Genomic DNA, 23759 nt, shown 5'->3' on the forward strand with positions numbered 1-23759 from the left:
TAAATAGGTCATTTTTTAGAGGTAAAAGGTAATAGGTAATAGGTAAAAGGTAATAGGTAATAGGTAATAGGTAATAGGTAATAGGTAATAGGTATGTTTCTTTTTTCTCTTTTCTCTTGGTGTTAACACAAGGGACACAAAGATTATATCATCCGTCTACCATGGATGGATTATTTGTTCAAAAAGGATTTCAACTTTGAATTCGCACTATTATCCTTTACCTATTACCTTTTACCTATTACCTATTACCTTTTACCTATTACCTTTTACCTATTACCTATTACCTTTTACCTATCTTCTCTCTCCCGACGCTATTTCCATTTTATCGTTTTAAATACAATTTGGGAATAATCTTTTCTTTCATATATAATTCCAATATTCGATGCATCCAAAAGGACTAAATCGGAATATGCAGTAAAGTCTTTTGGAGAATCGTCTTTCAATGAACTATCATCAACGGGAATTGTAATGGGCCAAGTGATGCCTTCGTCTTTGCTTATGCGAAGCGTTAAATGGTCTCTATTTTGGGGGTCAGCGGCATTACTGAAAGCCAAAATAAACGATCCCTTTTTTTGAGGGATACTTAATAAACTACCTTGACAAATGGGATCCGGCAATTGGTGATCAAAATAAGTGGTATCCCAAGAAGCACCACCATCCTTACTTTTTGCCACAATACGGGTATGAATATCTGCTTTTTGGTTTCGAATGTTCATCATTAAACCATTCTTAGATAATGGTGCAGCGGTGGATTCATTACTACCCGGAATGGCAATGGATTCGGTTAAGTGAAATGTTTTACCATGGTCATCAGTATAAAATGCATGTGCCAAATAATCTACCCCATGATCCCCAAATCCTTCTTCAGAATGATTCGCAGGCACAAAAATTCGACCTTTGTATTTTCCAGTGGCAAACTGCATTCCATGTCCTGGTCCGTTGGCATAATGTCTCCAATCTTCTTTAAATTGATAGGCAGGATTCATGCTTGGTTGATTTGGCTTGTGTACTTGTAAAGTAATATTGACAGGATTAGACCATTTTATACCACCATCGATAGAAGTAATGAACCAAACTTCTCTTAGTCCCCGCCCTCTCCTAACTTCTCCTTCGTGATTATTCCCAGTGTTATAAAAAAGAAAAATTCGACCTTTAGGATAAAGGGGATCTGTGGTATCCAAAATAGGTGTTGGATTTCCCGCTTGTAAATCTTGAAAATCAACCAATGTTTGAAGAGCTGACCAGCTTTTTCCTCCATCTAAACTTCGCTTTAAAACGATATTGATATCTCCAAAATCATTACTACCTTTTACTCGACCTTCTGCAAATGCCAATAAAGCACCTTGGCCATTTTGGATGATAGCAGGAATTCGATAGGTTTTATGACCCTCTTGTCCGGAAGAATAAACGATGGAAAAAGGACTTTGCGCCTTTAAGACAAAAGGAAATAGGAGCAAAATAAGATTGCATAGAAATTTATTCATGAATGGACATTTTAAGCAAATGACGAAACGCAACAAGTTAAAAAAAAATCCGCAAAAATAAATCCTTATTAGTTGCACAACTTTATCTAACGCTTTTTCATTTGATTTAACAATACGATTTGCTTTCTTTGAGAAAACATATACTTGTTGTCCACATGTTTAAACAAATAGTTAGACCATTTTATTTACTTATTTTTAGCTTAGGAATATTCTTCTCTTGTGATAAAAAAACCGAAGTTTTGAATACGGATGTTGGCTTAGTTCCAACAAATGTGACAATATCCAAAGGCGAATACAACTTGAAAATCCAATGGGATACCATCAAAAACACTAGCATCCAGGGCTATAAAATCTATCGAGACACAATCCCTTCCCCTTCTAAATTATTGATTGAAACAACCGCTAAATGTTCCTATACGGATCGATTCATTATACCCAATAAAAAATATTATTATCGGATTTCATCCATCACCTCATCCAATGCTGAATCTGATAAATCAACAGAATCTAGCGGACAAGCAGATGAATCCATCAATACTTCTACTCCAAAAAATGGTGAAATTGGCGGATTAAATTATGCCTATTGGACCTTTCCTAAAAAAACATTTACCAAAATCTCGCATGAATTCACCATCCATCGTAACCCTACGAATGTGGATGGGAGTAATTCGGAAGATGGTTTGTATTATCAGTTTTATCAAGGACAATTAAATGATGATATTGGCTTTTATTATGGTATTCAAAATTTTATTTTTAATCCGAATGGTGGTGCACCCAAAAAAGGAATCATCTTTTCCCGTTGGGGAACTCGAGATATTCAAAATTACAAAATTGCCCCCGGTGGTTTTGGACAAAGTGCAGGTTATGAAGGAGATTTCATTGGGATACGCTTAAATTATGATTGGACCATTGGCACCTATGTTATTGAACTGAAATTGGATAATTCAGATACAATTGGCGATTGGTATGGATTATACATCACCAAAAAATCCAGCAAAGAAACGACTTATTGCGGTTCCATTCGCTTCGAGAAAGGGGTAAAATCGCAAGGAATAAAAACGGGGGGAATTACCTGGACAGAATTATATTTCAAAAAAAATAATCTATCTCCATTACCCAATTGGCATATTTCAGTTGATGAGGTATTGGCGGATGACCTTGCTCCTTCCAGCGTTTACATTGATTACAGTTCTGATCGATTTGTTGGCTTTACCCATATTTTCACGACCAATTTCAAAGACATCCATTTTTTAATGGGTCCAAAAGTGAAAAAAGTAAACCCGGCAGGGAAATTTTGGTAACACGAATTAGGCAAGGATTGAAAACTCTTTGAAACAATTTTCATTTACGGTGGTTTAAATAATATAAAAAATTATTTAAATATTTATATTGGAAACTTTGCACAAATATGATCTTGCCATTATTGGTGCTGGAGCTTCCGGTTTGCAATTTTTATATGAATATTTTCAAAATCCTGAAAATTTCAATAAATCGGTTTTATTAATTGACTCAGGTGATCGTAGCAGAAAGAGTTGGTGTTTTTGGCAGAAAAAAGAACAAACAAGTTTTCCATTTTTAGTTGAAAAATCTTGGAACAACATAAGCTATAAATCCAGTTCAGGAGAATTAAAAACCGAATCTGTTTATCCGTTCCAATATCATTACATATCCTCAGAGAAATTCTTTGCCTATTTTTTCAATGAATTCATACCTAATCATCCATCCATCCATTGTGTTTCAGGGCTGGCAACTACTTTGACTGAAAAGTCGGAATGGGTGGAAATAAGTTGCAGTGATCAATCGAATTATCTTGCTTTTCAAGTCGCGGATTCAAGAATGAATACGGAAAAGCTAAATATGGATAAAATAGCCAAGCAGCATTTTTGGGGCAAATTCATTGAATTTGAGGAAAGTATTCTTTCAGCAGAATCCGCCACGCTGATGGATTTCAGTTGTGATTCCTCCAATGACCAACAAGCCGTTTTTCATTACATATTACCATTTTCCGAAAATTATGCCTTGATTGAAACAACGTTATTTACCACTCAGACTTTCAACGATGAAAAATATGAGACTATTTGGCTGAATTATATGCAGCATAATTTTCCAGGGAAAGCGTATCAAATTCGATCCGTAGAAAAAGGAAGTATTCCCATGACAATCCAAAATATCAAAAAATCTAGCAAGCGTATACACTATATCGGTAGTAATAATGGTCACATAAAGGCTTCCACGGGTTATGCTTTTACCAGAATGCATTCAAATGCCAAAAATATTATACATTCTCACACAACTCAAGAAAAAAAAGCCCGTTTTCACTTCTATGATTCCATGTTACTTTCCATCATTCAGAATGAAATTCAGCAAATCCCTCTGGTCATGGATCGACTATTCAAGAGAATACCTTTCCTACAGATTTTGAAATTTTTAGATGAAAAATCGACGATCAAGCAAGAAATCCAAATTTTTAGTCGACTGAACATACCACTCTTCATCAAACATCTTTTAAAACTTCATAAATGAAAATCATCACTTATTTCGGGGGAATTATCATTTCATTGATTTATTTAGGTATTCAAGCTTTGTATGGACATTTACCTATTCAGTTTGATTTAGTTTTCAGCGGAATCTTATTGTTTACGCTTGGTTTACCTCATGGGGCTGGAGATCATTTAATTGCCGCTAAACTAAAAAAAACAGAATCTGGAAAATTTCAATTATTCGAATTTATGACCAAATACTTATTGGTTATGGCATTATATGGAATATGCTGGTATTTTCTACCTACCTTCTCGCTATTCATTTTCTTAGTTATTTCGGTTTTTCATTTTGGCGACTTAGAAAATGAGGAAACTCATTCGAAAAATAAAAATATGCTTACCTATGGAATGCACATTGGACGAGCCATCGTTTTGGGTAGCGGCATCCTGGGGTGGATTCTTTCGACACATTGGACTGAAACACGGGATATTTTAACCGATATGTCAGTTAACCCATTCTTCCAATTACCTCCATATTCAAAAGAGATTTCTTTGATATTCATCATAATATGTTTCCAAACTAAAAACAAATTGTATTTCATCCATACACTTGTTACGCTACTATTAGGCAGTTTTTTACCACTTTATCCAGCATTCATGTGTTATTTTGGTGCTTGCCATGCTAGTTATAGCCTAAAAGCGATGAGCAGGTTTTTGGAAATCCCTATCTCAACCCTACTTTTTAAACTGCTTCCATTTAGTTTACTCGCGACCTTCATTGGCGTAGTGTATGTAGTCACTTTTAGGAATCAAATTATTGGAACTCAACTCTTTATATTTCTTTCATTATTGACACTTCCACATTTTTTTTTAATGCATAAAATGGCCTTGAAATAATCCTAAGTGGGTTTATTGAAATATTTTAACTTTTTTTTAAACTTTTTTTATATTTTTTTAAACAATTATCTCATTATCAATGTTTTAACAATAATTCACTTTAAACATCCAAAATCTATGGAAACATTAAACATTTTACTAAACGGCACATTAGCAGCCGGAGATTACATTGGCTTCACCTTCTTTACAGGTTATATGTCAATGCTTGCAGCGTCCATCTTTTTTATCGTTGAGCGCGGAACGGTTAGCGACAAATGGAAAACTTCCTTGTTGATTTCAGCATTGATTACTTTCATCGCAGCTGTACACTATTATTACATGCGTGGAGTATGGTTGGAACAAGGAGTTTCACCAACTCAGTTCCGTTACATTGACTGGACTTTAACCGTTCCATTAATGTGTATCGAGTACTATTTAATTTTAAAGCCAGCTGGAGCAAAATCGGGAATGCTTTCTCGTTTGATTCTTGGTTCCGTGGTGATGTTAGTAGCAGGTTACATTGGTGAGGCTGTTGTGCCAGATCAAAACATGTTATGGGGTTTCATTTCGACTTTGGGATGGGCAGTAATTATCTATGAAATTTACATGGGTGAGGCTTCTAAATTAGCGGCTAGTTCTACAAACGAACATGTAAAATCGGGTTACAAAGTAATGCGTTGGTTTACATTAGTAGGTTGGGCTATTTATCCAATTGGTTATATGATGTTACCAGGAAACTTGCTATCTGGATTATCTGGAAACATCGACTTAGCTTACAACATTGCGGATGCAGTAAATAAAATTGGCTTTGGCTTAGTTATTTATTCAATTGCAAAAGGAGCTACAGCAAGCGAGAAATAATTCAATTCTCTTTTCAAAAGAAAACCATCTCTATTCAGAGGTGGTTTTTTTTTATGCCAAAATAAAATACTTTTGTAGAGCATCTAAATTTATCACCCATGAAAACATTACCTATCACAAAGTATCGCCAAGTATTCAAGCAAATTTTTCTTTTTGTTGTATTTCTTCTGAGTATCTCTCAATCAATTTTAGCACAAAAAGCCTTTCCAAACTTTGATCAATACTTGCAATCTGAAGTTGCCAAACAACAATTAGTAGGTGTACACGGATTGGTTTACCAAGATGGGAAAGTGGTGTATAATCAATATTATGGCCAAAGAGACCGAGAAGAAAATGTGGCTATGAATGGACAAGAATTGTATTATTTACAATCCATGTCGAAACCCATCGTTTCTGTTGCTTTAATGACCTTATTTGAAAAAGGGAAATTTGCATTGAATGATCCAGTTGAGAAATACCTTCCAGAATTTGCTAATATGCAAGTGGTCAATAATGTTAACCTTGGCACAGCTGGTGGTACACATCCTGCCAAAAACAAAATCACCATTGAACAATTACTTAGTCATACCAGTGGATTATCCCACGGATTAACTCCGCTAAAAATGGATCGGGAAATTTGGAATGCCGTGTTAAATCCTTCGATCAAAACGGTAGCTGATAGAGTCAAAGAGATTGCCAAGTTACCTCTGTCCTACGAACCAGGAACTAAATGGAATTATAGTTTTTCAACAGACGTACTTTCACGTTTGATTGAAGTTTTATCTGGAGAAACAACAGAACAATACCTGAAAAAAAATATTTTCACTCCACTAGGTATGAAAGATGCAGGTTATAATTTAAGTCCAGAGCAACAGAAGAGAATAATGACTGTCTATGATTTCAACAGTAGTAAAAAATTGGATCGCTCCACTCAACCAGCAAGCTCAGGAATAACCATTTTTGCAGGGATTAATGCCTTGTTCGGAACGATGCATGATTATTTGCAATTTGCTAGCATGTTATACAATGGTGGAACTTTACATGGCAAAAGAATTCTTAAAAAGGAAACGATTGATTTGATGTTAAAAGATCAAACAGCCACATTTACCAATAAACCCAATAAAAATTCACCCATGTTTAAATTAGCCAATGGCATTGTTTTTGGAGCAGATGGAAGTTCCAATTTGGAACCGGGTTATGGCTTTGGACTGGGATTTGCCATATTAAATAATCCAACTGAAGCGGGAAGAGACAATGCCCAAGCAGGAGAATATTTTTGGAGTGGCGCTAATTCAACCCATTTTTTCATCCATCCTGAGAAAAAAATCATTGGAATATTTATGACACAAATTGGATCCATTCCCAATCCAAATCCTTTGCATTATTATTTTGGAGATCAATTCAGAAAAACCATTTTTCAAGATTTGAAATAAGGGATCTCCCCATTTTTTTAATTGAAAAACAAATTACCTCCCCACATGGAAGTACATCACCCACACCATGCTCCCAAAAATTGGAAAGAATATTTTGGAGAATTTTTTATGCTATTTTTGGCCGTTTCTTTGGGATTCTTAGTCGAAAATCAACGAGAACATTATGTAGAAGGTCATCGAGCAGAAGAATTAGCACAAGCCCTTTTAAAGGATTTGGTGGCGGATTCAACCGATTTTTACAAATTCAGATCCATTCGTAAAATTGACCGAAATTCCATTGATTCAGCGATCAAAATCATCGAAACGCGTGGAATATCTACCCATGATTCCATTTTATATTATCATTTTATCAAAGGGGTATTTGTTTGGCGACATCCCGAATTTCGATACGCCAATATGGACCAAATTATAAGTTCGGGCTCTTTGAGATATTTCAAAAATGATGAACTCATTCATGCCATTTCCGACTTAAAAATGGAGTTAAAGAAAATTGAATTTCGACAAGAGCGAGAAAAAGAATATTTCTACTCGTTTATCCAACCTTTGGTCGTGGATCATGTCGAATTAGCCTACCAGGATTCACTAAGGTTAGGTCTATCCAGAGAATCAACATTGAATTTACTTAAAAACAATCCTAGTAAATTGTCAAAAAAAGACTTTTTCTTTGATGTGAATGAAAAAGGATTTGTCAACAAAACGGTAAATGCATTAAGAGGAGTAGATTTTCTCATGCAAGTAACTCAATCGAGTTATTACGTCAATTATGAACATAAACTACAACATTTGATCCAAGTGTTGAGAAAAGATTATCCAGATATTTCAACCCAGAAATAATCCAAAATAACCAATTTTGAAAAGGCTATAGTCCATTAAGTAAATAATTCAGCGTAAATTTGTTAGCATTCAAATCACCCAAATGATCCTTTCCAAAAGAGTTTCCGAATCCGAAACAACTATTACCGAATTAATGATTCCCGCTTTTGCCAATTTCAGTGGTAAAATTCATGGGGGCACTTTGTTATCCTTGATGGATAAAGTAGCCTATGTTTGCGCAGCCAAACACAGTGGTCAATATTGTGTTACGGTGGCCGTGGAAGGCGTAGAATTTTTTAATCCGGTCGAAGTTGGCGATTTAGTTTCCATCAAAGCCTCTGTTAATTATGTGGGAAGAACGACCATGATCATCGGCATGCGAATCGAGACCTTAAAACCCAAAACGGGGCTTGTGACCCACACTAATTCCTGTTATTTCACCATGGCTGCCAAAAATGAGGAAGGTCAATTGACAGAGGTTCCTGGATTGATTTTAGAGAACGAAACACAAGTCCGTCGATTTGCAGAAGGAAAATTATTACGCAAATTATCTTTAGAGAAGCGTGAATTATTAAAGTCTGATTTAAGAAATATTGCCGGCGATATTCAACAAATGTGTATTGGAGAAAAATGCGAATTGAAATATCATTAAGAGGTAAGAGGTAATAGGTAATATTGCGAATTAAGGCTTAAAATTATCAGTAAGCTAAATTCAAATAATTTGAAAACTAGCCAATTTAAATTTACTTTTTGACTCTTTATTTTACAGAAATGCTCTTTTCGGGCTAATTCTTTTTCCATGGCATTTCTTTTTTTGAAAAAAAAGAAACAAAAAAACTTTTTTTTGTTTAATCCAAGACGAATCCGTCAGCTGGTGCTGACAGACCGATTTTCACTTCGCTCACGGCTATTTTCTTTGACCCTGTCGCACATTGCCCATGCGCATTGTCAAAGCTCCGCCTTGCCGCTGCGTTCAAATCTTTCGTTAGGATTAAGCGTTGGCATAAATGAATATTTACATAGATAGATTGATTGATATGTTTTTTAACCTTTAATTCGCATTAATAGGTAATAGGGCTTCTCTCTTTTCTCTTTTCTCTTTTCTCTTTTCTCTCTTCATTTCAAAAACTCAAAAAACCTGCATAAATCAATTCTGCCCATTTACGATAGGCCAATGCAGAGGGATGCAAGCCATCTTGAGCCACCCAATCAGGATTGTTTTTGGCATTTCTTCCCAATTCCGTAATGTCTAAATAGGAACATTTATTTTGAAGTGTAATCCGCTTATTAATGGCATTGAAAACATCTATTTCTTTCCGAATTTTCAAGGTATCCAATTGTTTTCCGATAGGTGTTAAACTGTAATCAGGAATGGAAAGCACCAAAACCCTACGTTGATCTCCCCCAGCCAATTCAATGGACCGATTTAAAATAAGCGTAAAATTTTTCCGATAGGTACTCGTATCGATTCCTTGGTATTGATCATTCACCCCAACCAAAAGCGACACAAAATTATGGCCATCTAAATTTTGCTCCCCCATGGATCTAAGCAAATCAGCACTCGTCCAACCCGTTTTGGCCACGTAAGTCAAACGCTTGGGTTGAATAAATTTCATTTTCAATAATTCCAATGCTTGATAAGGAAATCGATCTGCTTGATTGACTCCTTGACCGATGGTGTAGGAATCGCCTAAAGCCAACCAAGAAATGAAAGTTGAATCTTTTTGAACGACAACAGGCTTAGGCAGCACTATTTCAGTTTCCATGGATTTCCGACAAGAAAATCCTAAAGCCATCCAAAAAATCAGGAAACAATATTTCATGCCATTTAAACCCATACAAAGGTTAATTGTTTAAACTACAAAACTTGGATTATTTCTGCTGATTATTCAGGAATTTTAACGAAATAATCTTTGTGGCCGCTTTGTTAAAAAGACCTTCAACTTTTATTTTATTTAAAAGATCATTTTCTATTAAAAATAAGATTATGTTTACAATATCAAATTAGCCATCGAAATCTCTAAATCTAAGTTATCATGTTAAAACAGCTACTATTTATCGTCTCGATTTTTTTAATCATTTCTTGTTCCAAATCATCAGAAACCGTTTCCAGTTATTTCAGTTATCCAGATACGTTAGAGTCTGCAGGAGTAAAAATGATTCCCATTACAACTCCCTCGGGACCATTCAAAGTTTGGACCAAGCGATTTGGTAATAACCCAAAAATTAAAATATTGCTGTTGCACGGTGGACCAGCCATGACACATGAATACATGGAATGTTTTGAAACGTTCTTTCAAAGAGAAGGATTTGAATTTTACGAATACGATCAATTAGGATCCTATTATAGTGATCAACCTACTGATACAACACTTTGGAAAACAGAAAGATTTGTGGAGGAAGTAGAACAAGTCCGCAAGGCCATTGGAGCGGATGCGTCTAATTTCTACATTTTAGGGAATTCATGGGGTGGTATTTTGGCCATGGAATATGCCTTGAAATACCAAAAAAACATGAAAGGTTTATTGGTTTCCAACATGGTAGCCAGTGCACCAGAATATGGGAAATATGCCGATGAAGTATTGGCAAAACAAATGAAACCAGAAATTTTGAGTGAAATCCGCGCGATAGAAGCCAAAAAAGATTTTGCGAATCCACGCTACATGGAACTCTTAATACCCAACTTTTACCACGAACATATTTGCCGCTTAAATGAATGGCCTGATGCCTTGAATCGTTCTTTAAAACATGCCAATGGGACCATTTATGTGCAAATGCAAGGCCCGAGTGAATTTGGCATCAGTGGACTTTTAGCCAAATGGGACATCAAAAATCGTTTGAAAGAAATTGCCGTTCCAACCTTAATGATTGGCGCTAAATACGACACCATGGACCCTAAAGCCATGGAAGAGCAAAGTAAAATGGTTCAAAACGGAGAATACTTGTATTGCCCTAACGGAAGTCACTTAGCCATGTGGGATGACCAAAAAATTTATATGAGTGGGGTGATTGGGTTTATTAAAAAAGTGAGTGGGGAGTAATTTAGATAGTTATTAGTTGTTAGTTATTAGTTATCAGAAAAATATTAACAACTAATAACTAATAACTAACAACTAATACTATTTCAACGTTCTCTTCACTTCTTTCATTTCGTAGCATTCCAATAAATCACCGACTTCTAAATCGTTGAAGTTTTTAACGGAAAGACCACATTCGTATCCAAATTTCACTTCACCCACATCGTCTTTGAAACGTTTCAATGCAGAGATATCTCCATCATGAATGACAACAAAATCGCGAATAACACGGATTTTATGAGCTCTTTTCACCGTACCGTCTAAGACATAACATCCTGCAACTGTACCAATTTTGGTGATTTTAAATACATCTCTAACCTCAATATTAGCAGTATTCACTTCCTCAAAAGTTGGAGCTAACATACCTTCCATAGCTGCTTTGATTTCATCAATCGCTTGATAGATAATCGAGTAGTTACGAATTTCAATTTGCTCTGTTTCTGCCAATTTACGGGCATTTTGAGAAGGTCTTACTTGGAAAGCAATAATAACAGCATCAGAAGTACTCGCTAAAGCCACATCAGATTCAGAAACTTGTCCTACTCCTTTGTGAATAATACGAACTTGAACCTCCTCTGTAGAAAGTTTCATCAATGAATCAGACAAGGCCTCTACTGAACCGTCCACGTCACCTTTTACAATAACGTTCAACTCACGGAAAGTACCAATCGCCTTTCTACGGCCAATTTCTTCTAATGTAATGTGTTTACGGGTACGTAAAGATTGTTCACGTAAAATTTGCTCACGTTTGTTGGCAATCTCTCTTGCTTCACGCTCGTTTTCCAAGCAAATCAATTTATCCCCCGCTTGTGGAGCACCATTTAATCCCAATACTTGAACTGGAGTAGATGGACCCGCTTTTTTAATTTTATTTCCATGGTGATCAAACATCGCTTTCACACGACCGTAATTATCACCCGCTAACATCATATCCCCTACATGTAAAGTTCCCGCTTGAATCAATAATGTAGTAACATAACCTCTACCTTTATCTAATTCTGCTTCAATCACTGAACCTACCGCTTTTTTGTTTGGATTAGCTGTTAATTCTAATAATTCAGCTTCTAACAAAACTTTTTCCAACAAATCGTTAACCCCAAGTCCTGATTTAGAAGAAATTTCTTGAGATTGGTATTTACCACCCCAATCTTCCACCAACATGTTCATACCAGCCAATTCTTCTCTTACTTTATCCGTATTGGCACCATCCTTATCTACTTTTGAGAAAGCAAAGATGATGGGAACACCAGCAACCATCGCATGATTAATTGCTTCTTTGGTTTGTGGCATTACGGAGTCATCCGCTGCAATAACAATGATTACAACGTCTGTCACTTTAGCGCCCCTTGCACGCATCGCAGTAAATGCTTCGTGACCAGGAGTATCTAAGAAGGTTACTTTTTTACCAGAATCCGTTTGTACGGAATATGCACCAATGTGCTGCGTGATACCACCAGCTTCACCTGCCGCTACTTTGGCACGGCGGATATAATCCAACAAAGAGGTTTTACCGTGGTCAACTTGACCCATGATGGTAACAATCGGTGCTCTTGGAACTAAATCGGCTGGATCATCTTCTACTTCTACTTCTACCGCATCAATTTCTTCTTCAGCAGAAACAAAACTTACTTCAAAACCAAATTCATCCGCAATAATGGTAATCGCTTCTGCATCCAAACGTTGGTTGATGGAAACGAACATACCTAAACTCATACAAGTGGAGATTACCTCATTGACAGACACATCCATCAAAGAAGCCAAATCACTCGCAGAAATAAATTCAGTTACTTTTAAAACTTTAGCGCCTTCATCCTCCGCCAATTGACGAGCTTCTTCCGCCTCTGCTCTTTCTCTACGTTTTAATTTACGTTTATCAGCTCCAAAACTTTGCTTATTGGTTGCACCTTGCAAACGGGCCATAGTAGCCTTGATTTGCTCTTGAATATCTTTATCAGATAATTCTTCTTTTGGTTGAACCTTTGCATTTTGTTGATTTCCACCTTGATTTCCACCAGGTTTTTTAGTGAAATCTTTCTTTTTATTCGGGTCTTGAGAACCTGAATTATTGTTGGCAGGATTATTTGGACGATTCGCCTGGTCTGTGTTAGGAGCCGGTTTCTTCTCATCCTTAATAATTCTTTTACGCTTATGCTTGTTATTATTGTTTGAACGGTCATTTGCAACAGGTAATTCAATTTTACCTAATACGGTTAAACCTTTCAATGTTTCCCCTCTAGCCTCGATCAACTGAATTTCTTCAGGAACAACGGGAGCGATTACTTCTTCCACTTTGGGTGCAACAGCAACGGGTTCTGGTGCTTTTTCCTCAATAGGAGTTTCTATTTTAGGAGCTTCCGACTTTGGCTCTACTTTCTCAACCACAGGCTCTGGTTTCGGACGAACGGGATTACCCTTTTTATCCAAATCAATTTTGCCTAAAATCTTTAAACCTACTTGTTTAGGTTCTTCCTTTTCAATAACCTTTTCTTCCAACTTGGGAGTTTCTATCACTTCCGGTTTTTCCTCAACGATGTTTTCAACCACCTTGACAGGTTCTTGAACAGGTAAAGGTTCAGGTAAAGGTTCTGGAATTGGCTCAGGTTTAGGAGCAATTACCTCAGCTACGGGTTCTGGAATTGACACAGGAGTTGGAGCAATAACCTCAGCTACTTCCTCTACTTTTTTAGGTGCTTCACCTGCCTCAAGAATATGCTCTGCATGATATTCTTTAGCCAATAAAGTCAACTGCTCAAAGTTTAATTTGGCGTTGGGGTTATTGTCAATTTTGTGACCTTTAGCAGAAAGAAATTGTAGAATCGTAGACGTTCCTACATTAATTTGCTTTGCTACAAGGCTCAATCGCATTGTCTTTTCTTCTGCCATAAATTTTACTAAATACTATATGTTTTAACTAATAAACTCTTAATTCACTCAATAACATTACTCGAACTCTGAACGTAAGATAGCCATGATTTCATCAATGGTACCTTCTTCTAATTCCGTTCTGCGCTCCAATTCTTCTTTAGAAAGAGCTAAAACTTGCTTAGCTGTATCTAAACCAATTTTATGTAATTCCTCTAAAATCCATGCATCGATGTCATCAGAAAATTCTACTAATTCTACATCTTCATCGTCTAATTCCTCTTTCGGAACATCTCTGAATACATCAATTTCATAACCAACTAATTTACCTGCCAATTTGATGTTTTGACCTCCACGACCAATCGCCATAGAAACTTGATCAGAATTCAAGTAAACTGAAATTCGCTTGCGCTCTTTGTCAATTTTCATGGAATTCAATTTCGCTGGACTCAAAGTACGATTCACCAAAAGCTCCAAATTATCCGTGTAATTAATCACGTCAATGTTCTCATTTTGCAATTCACGAACAATGCCATGAATACGTGATCCTTTCATACCTACACAAGCACCTACCGGATCAATTCTGTCATCATAAGATTCCACCGCAATTTTAGCACGCTCACCTGGTTCACGAACAATTTTACGAATGGTAATGGTACCATCATAAATTTCCGGAATCTCTTGCTCAAACAAACGCTCTAAAAATACAGGAGAAATACGTGACATAATAATACGCGGAGTACCATTCGACATCTCTACCTTATGAATAATTGATTTAATGGTATCACCTTTCTTGAAACGATCTTTGGGAATCATTTCAGGTTTTGGCAAAATCAATTCATTATCATCATTATCAATCAAAATCAACTCACGACCCAAAATTTGGTATACTTCAGCAGACACTAATTCCCCAACCAAATCCTTGTATTTCTCATACAAACTCTCTTTTTCTAAATCCTTGATCTTTTGAATCAATGTTTGACGAGCCGTTTGAACCACGCGACGACCGAAATCTTCTAATTTAATTAATTCAGCAACCTCTTCACCTATTTCAAAATCTGGCTCAATCAATTTCGCTTCAGCCAAAGGTATTTTATCAAAATCCCAAATATCTTCTGAATTGTCATCAACGATTTCACGTGTACGCCACATTTCTAAGTCGCCACTTTCTGGATTTACAATCACATTAAAGTTTTCATCGGAACCGAATTTCTTACGAATCATGGTACGAAAAACCTCTTCCAATACCGAAATCATCGTCGGTTTGTCGATATTTTTATCCCGAGCAAACTCTGCAAATGACGAAATTAATTCAACACTGTTCATTGCTAATTTTTTATTATTTTTTATTAAAATGACACTTGTACTTTTATTTTATCAACATCCGTTAAAGTAAAATGAGAACTTTCCTTGGCTATCACCTTGCGATGTTTCACCGTTTTCTCCGTTAATACTTCAATGGAATCAGCCGTATAAGACAACAACGTACCTTCTACTGCGTCTGATTTCTTCATCCAAACTTTTACTAATCTGCCAATGTTCTTTTGAAATTGCCAACCCTGAGTCAATGGAAAATCAAGCCCGGGCGATGATACTTCTAAATTAAAGGCATCTGGAATTAATTCGTTCTCTTCAATAAAATGAGCCAATTTCCTGCTTAACAAGGCACATTCATCGATGGAAACACCTTCCAATGTATCCACCAAAATGGTTAATAAGGTCCTTTTTGTACCAGGAACAAATTGAAAATCAACTAAAAATATTGGGCCTGCTCCAATGTACTCCAACACCCAATTCTTAATTTTTTCAGCTATATCACTCATGTAATTTCTTTTGAAAACAAAAAGAGGGATTAAAAACCCCTCTTCTTTTCTATTTTTTCCGATGCAAATATAATTATTTTTTTGGATAAAACAAGCATATATGCTTTACAAGAGAGGAGAGAAAAAAGCGATATAAGAAAATTAGGGAATAGGGAATGGCATTTTTTTGTGTGGAATGGATGGAAATTCGTCATTTTCCTCTTTCCTCTTTTCTCTTTCCTCTTTTCTATTTTCTATTTTCTATCTTCCGCTAAGGTTTAAACTTCTCATAAACATCTTTACCTGACACAGGATCCTTTCCAAAGAGTTCGATATAATAAACAGAGGGCATAAATTTCTCCTCATTCACACTAACAAAGACTTTTTTCAATATTTGCAATTTCCCATTTATAGGAAATAAGGCAATTGGATTTCCTTTGGAATCTAATTTTACTACAAATTTACGTTTACGATATGCCAAAAAATAGCCTTCATAAGCCTCAGGTTCATTCAAGATCGGATTCGTATAAAGTCCATAGGCAAGTGTTCGTTGAATGGCTGTCAATTCCTCTTTTTGACCTTTTTCTCCATATCTCAACCAATACGTATGAACTGGATTTTTGGGATTTAATTTTTTATCTGGAAGTAAATTGGCATCATAAATGACGGCATTGGCATTGGTACTTCGTTGAATGTAAAACAAAGAAATTTTACTTTCAGGTGGCGTCGGAAATCGGTCAATTGGGTCAATAAAACTGAATAAAGCTATACTTAAGAAAATAATAATAAAAGACCGATACATTAAATAAGTTTAAGAGCGTTGAATATGATGGTTATTTACTTTCAAAAGTAAATATTTTTTATGAAACTAAAAACGGATGCTTAAATTAACCTGCGTATTTCTCATCTGACCATTATACCCATACAATTCCGCTATTTTTTGATTCCAAACATTTTTCAAAACCACCCCTATTTGTACATTTTTACTTGCTTGATAAAATGCTTGTAAATCCATCCAATAATAAGCCTCCAATTGTTTAGCTACCACCGTATACACTTGCTCATCATAGACATAGTCTGTTCGAGAGTCCAACCATTGATTCATCATCGACAATTTCCATTTTTCATGGAAAGCATAAGTAACATTCCAAGTAATGGTATTTTTAGGCCGTCTAATTAATGAAGAATACGTACTATCCTTGCCTCCAATGTTAGACGATACCGTACCTGTCAAATAAGTATAATTCATTTGACTCGACCACTTTGTCGATTGAAAGGAAATTTCAGCTTCTAGGCCTTGGGTATTTTGTTTGGAGACATTCACATATTTCCCAAATGGATCAGTATCCATCGATTGAAATACAATTCCATCTTTGACTTGATTGTCGAAAAGGACTATTCGATACTTCCAAAAAGAAAATCGATTCTCCCAACCCATTTCATACGTAGCTCCCTTTTCAGGAACCAATGCTACATTTCCATAAGGTGAGAATAATTGGTAGAGCGAAGGAACCTTAAATCCAGTACTTACATTAGCAAAAATCTTTAGCTTTTTATGAGGCATCCAATAAGGATTTATATTGAGAGTCGTGAAATTCCCGAATGTAGATTGGTGATTCCATCGCGAACCCAATTCCAAACCTATTCGCTCGGTCCAATTTTGTTGAAAAGTAGCGTAAAAAGCCAAAATCGACTGATTAGCCAATGATTCATTGATCTCCGGTGAATCGTACCGACCATAAGAGCTGATGGAAAAATCCGTCTGTTGAGTGGATTGATTTCTCCATTCACCACCCAAAATCATCAAAGAATGAGCTCCAAAAGAAATCTTAGAATATAACTCCACACCTTTACTAAACCCTTGATAATGAGATTCATAATAGCTTGAAAAGGCATCTTTTGAAACATAAGTCGAATCATTCTTAAATATCCGATGAATCACATCCGTAAATCCACGTAAGTAGATGTCGGCATGACCTAATTTATGCTGAAATTGAAATCTAAAGGATGATGAATTCACCTTAGAAGTATAATCCAATTCATCCGTAAATGGACCCGCATCTAAATTGCCGCGATAATTTTGTACTTGATAAGCCAAATCCAACCAAGATTTTTTTCCGACAGGACTTGATAATTGCAGATCAACATTTTGTTGTCGAAATCCATCGTTTTCTCCACCCTTTACTTCTGCAGCAGAAAAACCATTGCTGATATAATCTTTGGCTAATACTTTCCATTGGATTTTCTTAAATTTCCCTAACAACTGAACTTGCGGCGAATAAGTACCAAAACCACCAGCCTGTAAATTAAGATGAGTTTGTAAATGTTCTACATCCATTTTTTTACTAACCAAATTGATCACTGCTGCCATGGCATCTGATCCATAAAGAGTCGATTGCCCTCCTTTCAAAATCTCAATTCGTTCCAAAGACGACAAACTCACCAAATTCCAATCCCAAACTTGAGAAATGTGGGAAGGATCATTCAAAGGAAACCCATCCATCAATACCAATACGTGGCCCGTATTGGCACCCCGCACATATACTTCTTGATTGGTCCCGGCAGCACTTCGGGAACCAACAATTGAAATACCCGCTTGTTCTTGCAATAATTCGCCCAAATTCTTCCCTAATGCCATCTGAATTTGTTCATTGGAAATGACCGTGACTACCTTGCCAGACCGACTCAGTTTTTGCGGATATTTGGGAGCAGATATTTCGACTTCTTGTAAGGTAGGTAGGGAAATTACTTCTTGTCCGGAAACAGAAAAGCAACTAAAAAGTGCACAAACACCAACTAGTGTTCGTGACAAAGAAAAATTCAACATAAAAATGCCTAAAAAGGCTAATAAAATGAAAAGCAATCGAACGCTCAATCTCGATTCATCCTCCGTAATTCGAAATCAAGAATAAATAAAGGCAGGTCTCCTGACTCGTTTCCATTCCTTTTCGTCTTCCCAGCCAAGGCCAGTGACAACAATGAAAAGTGTTAAAGAAACTTACAGTTGCGGGGACAGTCTCGGCTTCAACCGAATTCCCTATTAAGTAATCGCTCTATGAAAAGCGCGTACACCCTTACTTGGGTACAAAGATAAAATAATTAAACTGGGATTACAGAAATATTTAGGATTTCAGCTTCTTTACCAATTTGACAGCCAACATGATGAAAATGGCAAATAAAGCAAATCCCAATAAGCCGTACATCCAATCGATGGCGTTTTTGTTGACAACTAAGAAGACCACGGCTACCAAAAGAATGGTGGCTATTTCATTGAACAAACGCAAGCTTGGGCCAGAAAAGATGAATTTTTGATTCTTAAACTGAAGAATAATATGTCGACAATAGAAATGATAAATGGTAATGACTACAACAAAGGCTAGTTTTAGATGCAACCAAGTATGTTGACCAAATCCATTCCACCAAGTCAGGTAAATAAGTGTTAGCCCAGTTATCCATGTCAAGAACATCGCAGGAATCATGATCGCATTGAAAAGCAATTTTTCCATTTTCTCAAATTGCTTACTTAAAATAATTTTCTCGATTTCGTCCTTATCTTGTGCCTCCACATGATAAACCAAAAGGCGTGGTAGATAAAATAAGCCAGCAAACCAACTTACTACGAAAATGATGTGCAAAGATTTGATTACCTCGTAGCTCATTAATTCGATTGATATCTTTTAAACAAACTGCTTATTTTTAATTGGATAACACCAAAAATAGCTTCTTTAAAAATATTTGCCGACATTTTACTTTCTCCTTTGGTGCGATCGGTGAAAATGATCGGTACTTCCGTCAACTTAAAACCATATTTCCAAGCGGTAAATTTCATCTCAACTTGAAAAGCATAGCCAATAAACTTAATTTGATCCAAAGGAATTGTCTCCAAAACTTTTCTTCGATAACAAACAAAACCAGCAGTCGTATCTTGAATATGCATACCTGTTATAAAACGAACATAATATCCAGCAAAATAGGACATAAGAACTCGGCCAATCGGCCAATTAACGACATTCACACCATTGATATATCTTGATCCAATCGCCATGTCAGTTCCATGTTCAGAACATGATTGATAGAGTTTAATCAAATCATCTGGATTATGGGAAAAATCCGCATCCATCTCAAAGATGTAATCGTAACCTTTTTCCAAACAAAAATGAAAACCTGTGATATAGGCAGTTCCTAAACCTAATTTTCCTTGACGTTCCAGTAAATGAATTCGATCAGCAAATTGCCCCTGCAAGGTTTTAACTACCTTTGCGGTTCCATCTGGTGAGCCATCATCGACAATCAAAATATCAAATACAGGTTCCAAGCTCATCACTTTTTCAATGATTGCTTGAATATTTTCTATTTCGTTATAAGTGGGGATGATTACTACCCTCGAATTCATGGATTGATATTTTATAAACCTTCAGATTAACTCCAAAGCTAGCATTTTTTTATGAATTAAACACATAGAGGCCTTTTTTATCAAGAAGATGATAAAATCCTAAATGAAAAAGTGACACAATTAAAAAAATAATGTAAAATAAATTTTACATTTAGAAATACATACTTTACATTTGGTCAAACAAAACATACAATCACTATGAAAACACACTTTTTATTACCTCGCTATTTTATTTACATCGGAATTGTCTTAGCTGGCTTCTCCCTCATGATGCCAGAGTTACCATCTGATAGTCCTTTAAGATTTTCATTTAACCTTACAATTCCTGTCATATATGATGAAGGCAAATGGTTTACTTTAATTGAAAATGATTTGGAACAAGAAATCATAATCATATCTAGACTTATAGGATTCTATTTTATTACTTTCGCTAAAGAAAAAATAGAGGATGAAATGCTCAACAACATCCGGTTAAGATCCATGATGATTGCTATTATAAGTCAAATAGGTTTACAAATAAGCATGGAGCTATTTTTATACAATGGAACTTACTGGCAATACTTTGGACTTTCATTTTTCTCGCTTTTACCCATATACATCATCGTCTTCCAAGCTTATAAACTCAAAATTAAATTATCCAATGAAGAATAGAATCCGAATAGAAAGAGCAATCATGGATATTACTCAAGAGTATTTGGCACAAGAGGTGCAAGTAAGTCGGCAAACCATCAATGCCTTGGAGGCCAACAAATATGTTCCCTCAACAATCTTAGCATTGAAAATTGCCAAATTTTTTTCAAAAGCAGTAGAAGAGATTTTTGAATTGGAAGAAGCGGATTTTTGAGATGTGAGAATAGTTATTAGTTATTAGTGATTAGTTATATTTATTAGCCATTAGAATATTCTCTTCGAAGAAGACAAAATTCATTATAAACTAATCACTAATACCTAAACACTAATAACTAATAATGCGAATCAAGGGTTAAAATATCTATTTTTACTTCTCATACCGCTTTTGGCTTCCATCCTTCGACAGGCTCAGTAACCGATCTCAGCTAACACTATTTATTCTTTAAAGGACTTATAAATGAACTTGCGGTTAATCCGACGAAAGATTTGAACGAAGCGGTAGGCGGAGCTTTGACAATGCGCATGGGAGATGTGCGTCAGGGTCAAAGAAAAAAGCCGATAGCGAAGTGAAAATCGATCAGTCGCTAGACTGATTCGTCTTGGATTAACTTGCAGAAATTAAGTTTTTTTGTTTCTTTTTTTGCAAAAAAAGAAATGCCATGGAAAATGAAAGGACCAATAAATTGAATTTTTGTAGTGAAATAGAGAATCAAAGCTAAATTCCAGCCTTTTACATGTTTTTAACCCTTGATTCGCATTATTAACTAAACACTAATAAATAACAACTAATCACTAATAATTAATAGCAAAAACAATCTTTAACGTGATCATTCACCATTCCGGAAGCTTGCATGAAGGCATACACTATGGTAGGGCCAATGAACTTAAAACCTGCTTTCTTTAAAGATCGACTAATTTCAATCGACAATTCGGTGGCAGCGGGTAATTCACGATGATGATTAAAATGATTTTTTATAGGTTGAAAATCGACAAAAGACCAAATGTATTGATCAAAACTTCCAAATTGTCCTTGAATCTTCATAAATGCCTGCGCATTCGTTTTTACCGCATTTATCTTCAATCGATTTCGAATGATTTTGGGATTAAGCATACATGCCTCCAATTGATGATTATCCCAAGCAGCAAGTTTACGGTAATCGAATTCGTCAAAGCAGGACCTAAAATCTTCTCGTTTTCTTAAAATAGTTATCCAACTCAAACCAGCTTGAAAACCTTCCAAAATCAACAATTCAAACAATTTTTGTTCATCATGTTCTGGCCTTCCCCATTCTTCGTCATGGTATTTTTGATATAAAAGATCATTTCCTGCCCAAGCACAACGAATTTTATCCATTTTAGATATCACTTTTTTGTTTATTGAAAATTCTATCCCAAAAATTCATCTGTTTATCACCAATATCAAAACTTTCATTTCCATATTGGCATATTCCATGAGAAGGATAAACAAATTTCGGTGACTGAGTCTGTCGAAGCCTCCTATTACCTATTACCTTTTACCTATTACCTTCTATCTCACAAGCTTCTCTCCAAATCACGCTTAATATCCTTTTCTTTGATATCATCGCGTTTGTCGAAAGTCTTTTTACCCTTGGCCAAGGCAATGTTTAATTTAGCGTAGCCCTTGTCGGAAATAAATAAACGAGTAGGAATGATGGTTAAACCGACATTTTTTAGCTCTTTGATCAGCTTTTTGAGTTCCCTTTTAGAGAGCAGCAATTTACGATCTTTCAGTGGTTCATGGTTATAATGCGTCCCTTCTTCGTAGGTGGAAATATGCATATTCCTGACGTACAATTCATCTTGAAAAAAAAGGCAATAAGCATCTGTCAAATTCGCTTTTCCTTGACGAATCGATTTAATTTCAGTCCCTTGCAAAACAAGTCCTGCCGTAAAAGTTTCCAAAAACTGGTATTCAAAAGAGGCTCGCCTATTTTGAATTTCAACCTTTTTTTGAATTTTTTCTTTTGCCATTTCGTTAAATAAAAAAGCCACACAGAAATAATAACTGCGTGGCTTTCTAAAAAGGATAAAAATTATTTAGCGTCTTTCGTAGCTGCGTATTCTTTATTTAAACCTTCAATTAATTTTTGAGTCACATCTACTGATTCATCAGCGAATAAAATACCGCCACCAATTTTAGAATAACCTAAAACGAATTCGTATTTGTTGGTTTTATTAACTTTAGCAATGTAATTACGAATATTGTTGTACAACTCTTCGTTTTTCTTAGCTTGCTCTTGACCTAGCTCAGCTTGTTTTTGTTGGCTGTATTGTTGCAATTCAGCACCTTTTTTCTTCAAAGTCATATCGGCAGCTTGTAATTCTGCTTGAGTCATTGCGTTGGCTCTTTGTTGAATCGCTTGAAGCTCTCCTTGAAGTGTTCTTTCACGTTGACCTAAATCAACTTGAAGACGATATCCTTTGTTTTCAAATTCTTTTTGAGCGTCTTTGTAGAATTGATAATTATTCAATAATGAATCAGAATTAACAAAAACGATTCTTTTTCCGTCTGCTGTGGTAGTTCCTAATCCTGTTGAACTACTTCCATTTTGCTTAAATAATAAAAATCCAACCACTAAGGTTAAAACGGCACACCAAATTAAAGGTAAATTTTTCACGTATATTAATGTTTAATTGAATTGCGGCAAAGATAGTATGAATGAATGAGTTGTCCTAAAAAATTTGAAATTAGAAGCGTAATTTTGCTCCTAAAAATGACCAAATTCCTCCAGTTAAGCCTCCGAAAACTCCTGTAACGAGCATTAAAACCCACACTTTGCCTCCTAAAGGCAATATTTGAGCCATTCTGCCGGGCAAGGTACTGGGGTGTTGTAAATCGACCCAATAAGCACCAAGAGCCCATAAAATAAAGCCTGAGAGTAAGCCAATCCAAAAAGCCGACTTCCCATTCAAGGCAAAAATATAGGACAAAATTCCGAAAGCGATTCCCATGGAATACCATGGAAAATAATTTTCCACCAAAGCTCCCACTATGACCATAATGAGAACCAAAACTAATTTATTAGCACTTGATAATTCTTTTTTCAT

The 23759-nt window shown here is 35.8% G+C and carries 23 protein-coding genes and 1 riboswitch; of the genes, 10 read left to right on the top strand and 13 right to left on the bottom strand.

Annotated elements, in window-relative coordinates; all coding sequences use genetic code 11:
• Positions 1 to 311 precede the first annotated feature (311 nt).
• On the bottom strand, positions 312 to 1484 hold the full coding sequence (locus V7S76_RS03845; RefSeq protein ID WP_459508720.1) for a sialidase family protein: 1173 nt from the start codon (positions 1482 to 1484) through the stop codon (positions 312 to 314).
• A 155-nt stretch (positions 1485 to 1639) separates the two neighbouring features.
• Between V7S76_RS03845 and V7S76_RS03850 the strand changes: the two genes are divergently transcribed.
• From V7S76_RS03850 to V7S76_RS03880, 7 genes are all read left to right on the top strand, one after another.
• Positions 1640 to 2785 carry a hypothetical protein gene (locus V7S76_RS03850; protein WP_459508721.1) on the top strand — a complete coding sequence of 382 codons (1146 nt, stop codon included), beginning with the start codon at positions 1640 to 1642 and terminating at the stop codon, positions 2783 to 2785.
• 88 nt (positions 2786 to 2873) lie between these two features.
• Positions 2874 to 4007, top strand: coding sequence for a lycopene cyclase family protein (locus tag V7S76_RS03855; protein WP_459508722.1), 1134 nt, complete (start codon positions 2874 to 2876; stop codon positions 4005 to 4007).
• On the top strand, positions 4004 to 4861 hold the full coding sequence (locus tag V7S76_RS03860; RefSeq protein WP_459508723.1) for a Brp/Blh family beta-carotene 15,15'-dioxygenase: 858 nt from the start codon (positions 4004 to 4006) through the stop codon (positions 4859 to 4861). Before V7S76_RS03855 ends, V7S76_RS03860 begins: the two co-directional genes overlap by 4 nt.
• A 117-nt stretch (positions 4862 to 4978) precedes the next feature.
• Entirely contained in the window at positions 4979 to 5701 is a 723-nt protein-coding gene (locus V7S76_RS03865; RefSeq protein WP_459508724.1) for a bacteriorhodopsin-like, read from the top strand.
• Between the two features lie 98 nt (positions 5702 to 5799).
• Entirely contained in the window at positions 5800 to 7113 is a 1314-nt protein-coding gene (locus V7S76_RS03870) for a serine hydrolase domain-containing protein (protein ID WP_459508725.1), read from the top strand.
• Positions 7114 to 7158: 45 nt separating this feature from the next.
• A complete protein-coding gene (locus V7S76_RS03875) occupies positions 7159 to 7947 on the top strand; it encodes a hypothetical protein (protein ID WP_459508726.1) in 789 nt (262 codons plus the stop codon).
• A gap of 82 nt (positions 7948 to 8029) precedes the next feature.
• The gene (locus tag V7S76_RS03880; RefSeq protein ID WP_459508727.1) at positions 8030 to 8578 is read left to right on the top strand and encodes an acyl-CoA thioesterase; all 549 of its coding nucleotides are present in this window, start codon (positions 8030 to 8032) and stop codon (positions 8576 to 8578) included.
• Positions 8579 to 9047: 469 nt separating this feature from the next.
• Here the strand turns inward: V7S76_RS03880 and V7S76_RS03885 are convergent, their stop codons facing one another.
• Positions 9048 to 9749, bottom strand: a complete 702-nt coding sequence (locus V7S76_RS03885) for an SGNH/GDSL hydrolase family protein (protein WP_459508728.1) — start codon at positions 9747 to 9749, stop codon at positions 9048 to 9050.
• A 213-nt stretch (positions 9750 to 9962) separates the two neighbouring features.
• On the opposite strand from V7S76_RS03885, the gene V7S76_RS03890 reads away from it, so the two are divergent.
• Positions 9963 to 10967 carry a proline iminopeptidase-family hydrolase gene (locus V7S76_RS03890; protein ID WP_459508729.1) on the top strand — a complete coding sequence of 335 codons (1005 nt, stop codon included), beginning with the start codon at positions 9963 to 9965 and terminating at the stop codon, positions 10965 to 10967.
• Between the two features lie 78 nt (positions 10968 to 11045).
• On the opposite strand, the gene infB is transcribed toward V7S76_RS03890, so the two are convergent.
• From infB to V7S76_RS03925, 7 genes are all read right to left on the bottom strand, one after another.
• Entirely contained in the window at positions 11046 to 13886 is a 2841-nt protein-coding gene (infB, locus tag V7S76_RS03895) for a translation initiation factor IF-2 (RefSeq protein ID WP_459508730.1), read from the bottom strand.
• A gap of 57 nt (positions 13887 to 13943) precedes the next feature.
• Entirely contained in the window at positions 13944 to 15191 is a 1248-nt protein-coding gene (nusA, locus tag V7S76_RS03900) for a transcription termination factor NusA (protein ID WP_459508731.1), read from the bottom strand.
• A gap of 23 nt (positions 15192 to 15214) precedes the next feature.
• A complete protein-coding gene (locus V7S76_RS03905; protein WP_459508732.1) occupies positions 15215 to 15688 on the bottom strand; it encodes a ribosome maturation factor RimP in 474 nt (157 codons plus the stop codon).
• A gap of 250 nt (positions 15689 to 15938) precedes the next feature.
• A complete protein-coding gene (locus V7S76_RS03910; RefSeq protein ID WP_459508733.1) occupies positions 15939 to 16469 on the bottom strand; it encodes a DUF4833 domain-containing protein in 531 nt (176 codons plus the stop codon).
• Between the two features lie 66 nt (positions 16470 to 16535).
• Positions 16536 to 18479: a TonB-dependent receptor plug domain-containing protein gene (locus V7S76_RS03915; protein WP_459508734.1), complete on the bottom strand. Its 1944-nt coding sequence runs from the start codon at positions 18477 to 18479 to the stop codon at positions 16536 to 16538.
• Positions 18480 to 18567: 88 nt separating this feature from the next.
• Positions 18568 to 18758: riboswitch (cobalamin riboswitch) on the bottom strand.
• Between the two features lie 31 nt (positions 18759 to 18789).
• The gene (locus tag V7S76_RS03920; RefSeq protein WP_459508735.1) at positions 18790 to 19326 is read right to left on the bottom strand and encodes a CopD family protein; all 537 of its coding nucleotides are present in this window, start codon (positions 19324 to 19326) and stop codon (positions 18790 to 18792) included.
• Positions 19326 to 20060 (bottom strand): polyprenol monophosphomannose synthase, encoded by a 735-nt coding sequence (locus V7S76_RS03925; RefSeq protein ID WP_459508736.1) that lies wholly within the window; start codon positions 20058 to 20060, stop codon positions 19326 to 19328. Before V7S76_RS03925 ends, V7S76_RS03920 begins: the two co-directional genes overlap by 1 nt.
• A 198-nt stretch (positions 20061 to 20258) precedes the next feature.
• On the opposite strand from V7S76_RS03925, the gene V7S76_RS03930 reads away from it, so the two are divergent.
• The gene (locus V7S76_RS03930) at positions 20259 to 20711 is read left to right on the top strand and encodes a hypothetical protein (RefSeq protein WP_459508737.1); all 453 of its coding nucleotides are present in this window, start codon (positions 20259 to 20261) and stop codon (positions 20709 to 20711) included.
• Entirely contained in the window at positions 20701 to 20904 is a 204-nt protein-coding gene (locus tag V7S76_RS03935) for a helix-turn-helix transcriptional regulator (protein WP_459508738.1), read from the top strand. The genes V7S76_RS03930 and V7S76_RS03935 overlap by 11 nt, the downstream gene beginning before the upstream one ends.
• A 585-nt stretch (positions 20905 to 21489) precedes the next feature.
• Here the strand turns inward: V7S76_RS03935 and V7S76_RS03940 are convergent.
• From V7S76_RS03940 to V7S76_RS03955, 4 genes are all read right to left on the bottom strand, one after another.
• Positions 21490 to 22044 (bottom strand): DNA-3-methyladenine glycosylase I, encoded by a 555-nt coding sequence (locus V7S76_RS03940; protein WP_459508739.1) that lies wholly within the window; start codon positions 22042 to 22044, stop codon positions 21490 to 21492.
• Positions 22045 to 22223: 179 nt separating this feature from the next.
• Complete coding sequence (gene smpB / locus V7S76_RS03945; RefSeq protein WP_459508740.1) at positions 22224 to 22682, bottom strand: SsrA-binding protein SmpB; 459 nt, start codon at positions 22680 to 22682, stop codon at positions 22224 to 22226.
• Positions 22683 to 22744: 62 nt separating this feature from the next.
• Positions 22745 to 23329, bottom strand: a complete 585-nt coding sequence (locus tag V7S76_RS03950) for an OmpH/Skp family outer membrane protein (protein WP_459508741.1) — start codon at positions 23327 to 23329, stop codon at positions 22745 to 22747.
• A 70-nt stretch (positions 23330 to 23399) separates the two neighbouring features.
• The gene (locus tag V7S76_RS03955) at positions 23400 to 23759 is read right to left on the bottom strand and encodes a hypothetical protein (protein ID WP_459508742.1); all 360 of its coding nucleotides are present in this window, start codon (positions 23757 to 23759) and stop codon (positions 23400 to 23402) included.

Source organism: Aquirufa sp. ROCK2-A2 (assembly GCF_054558485.1).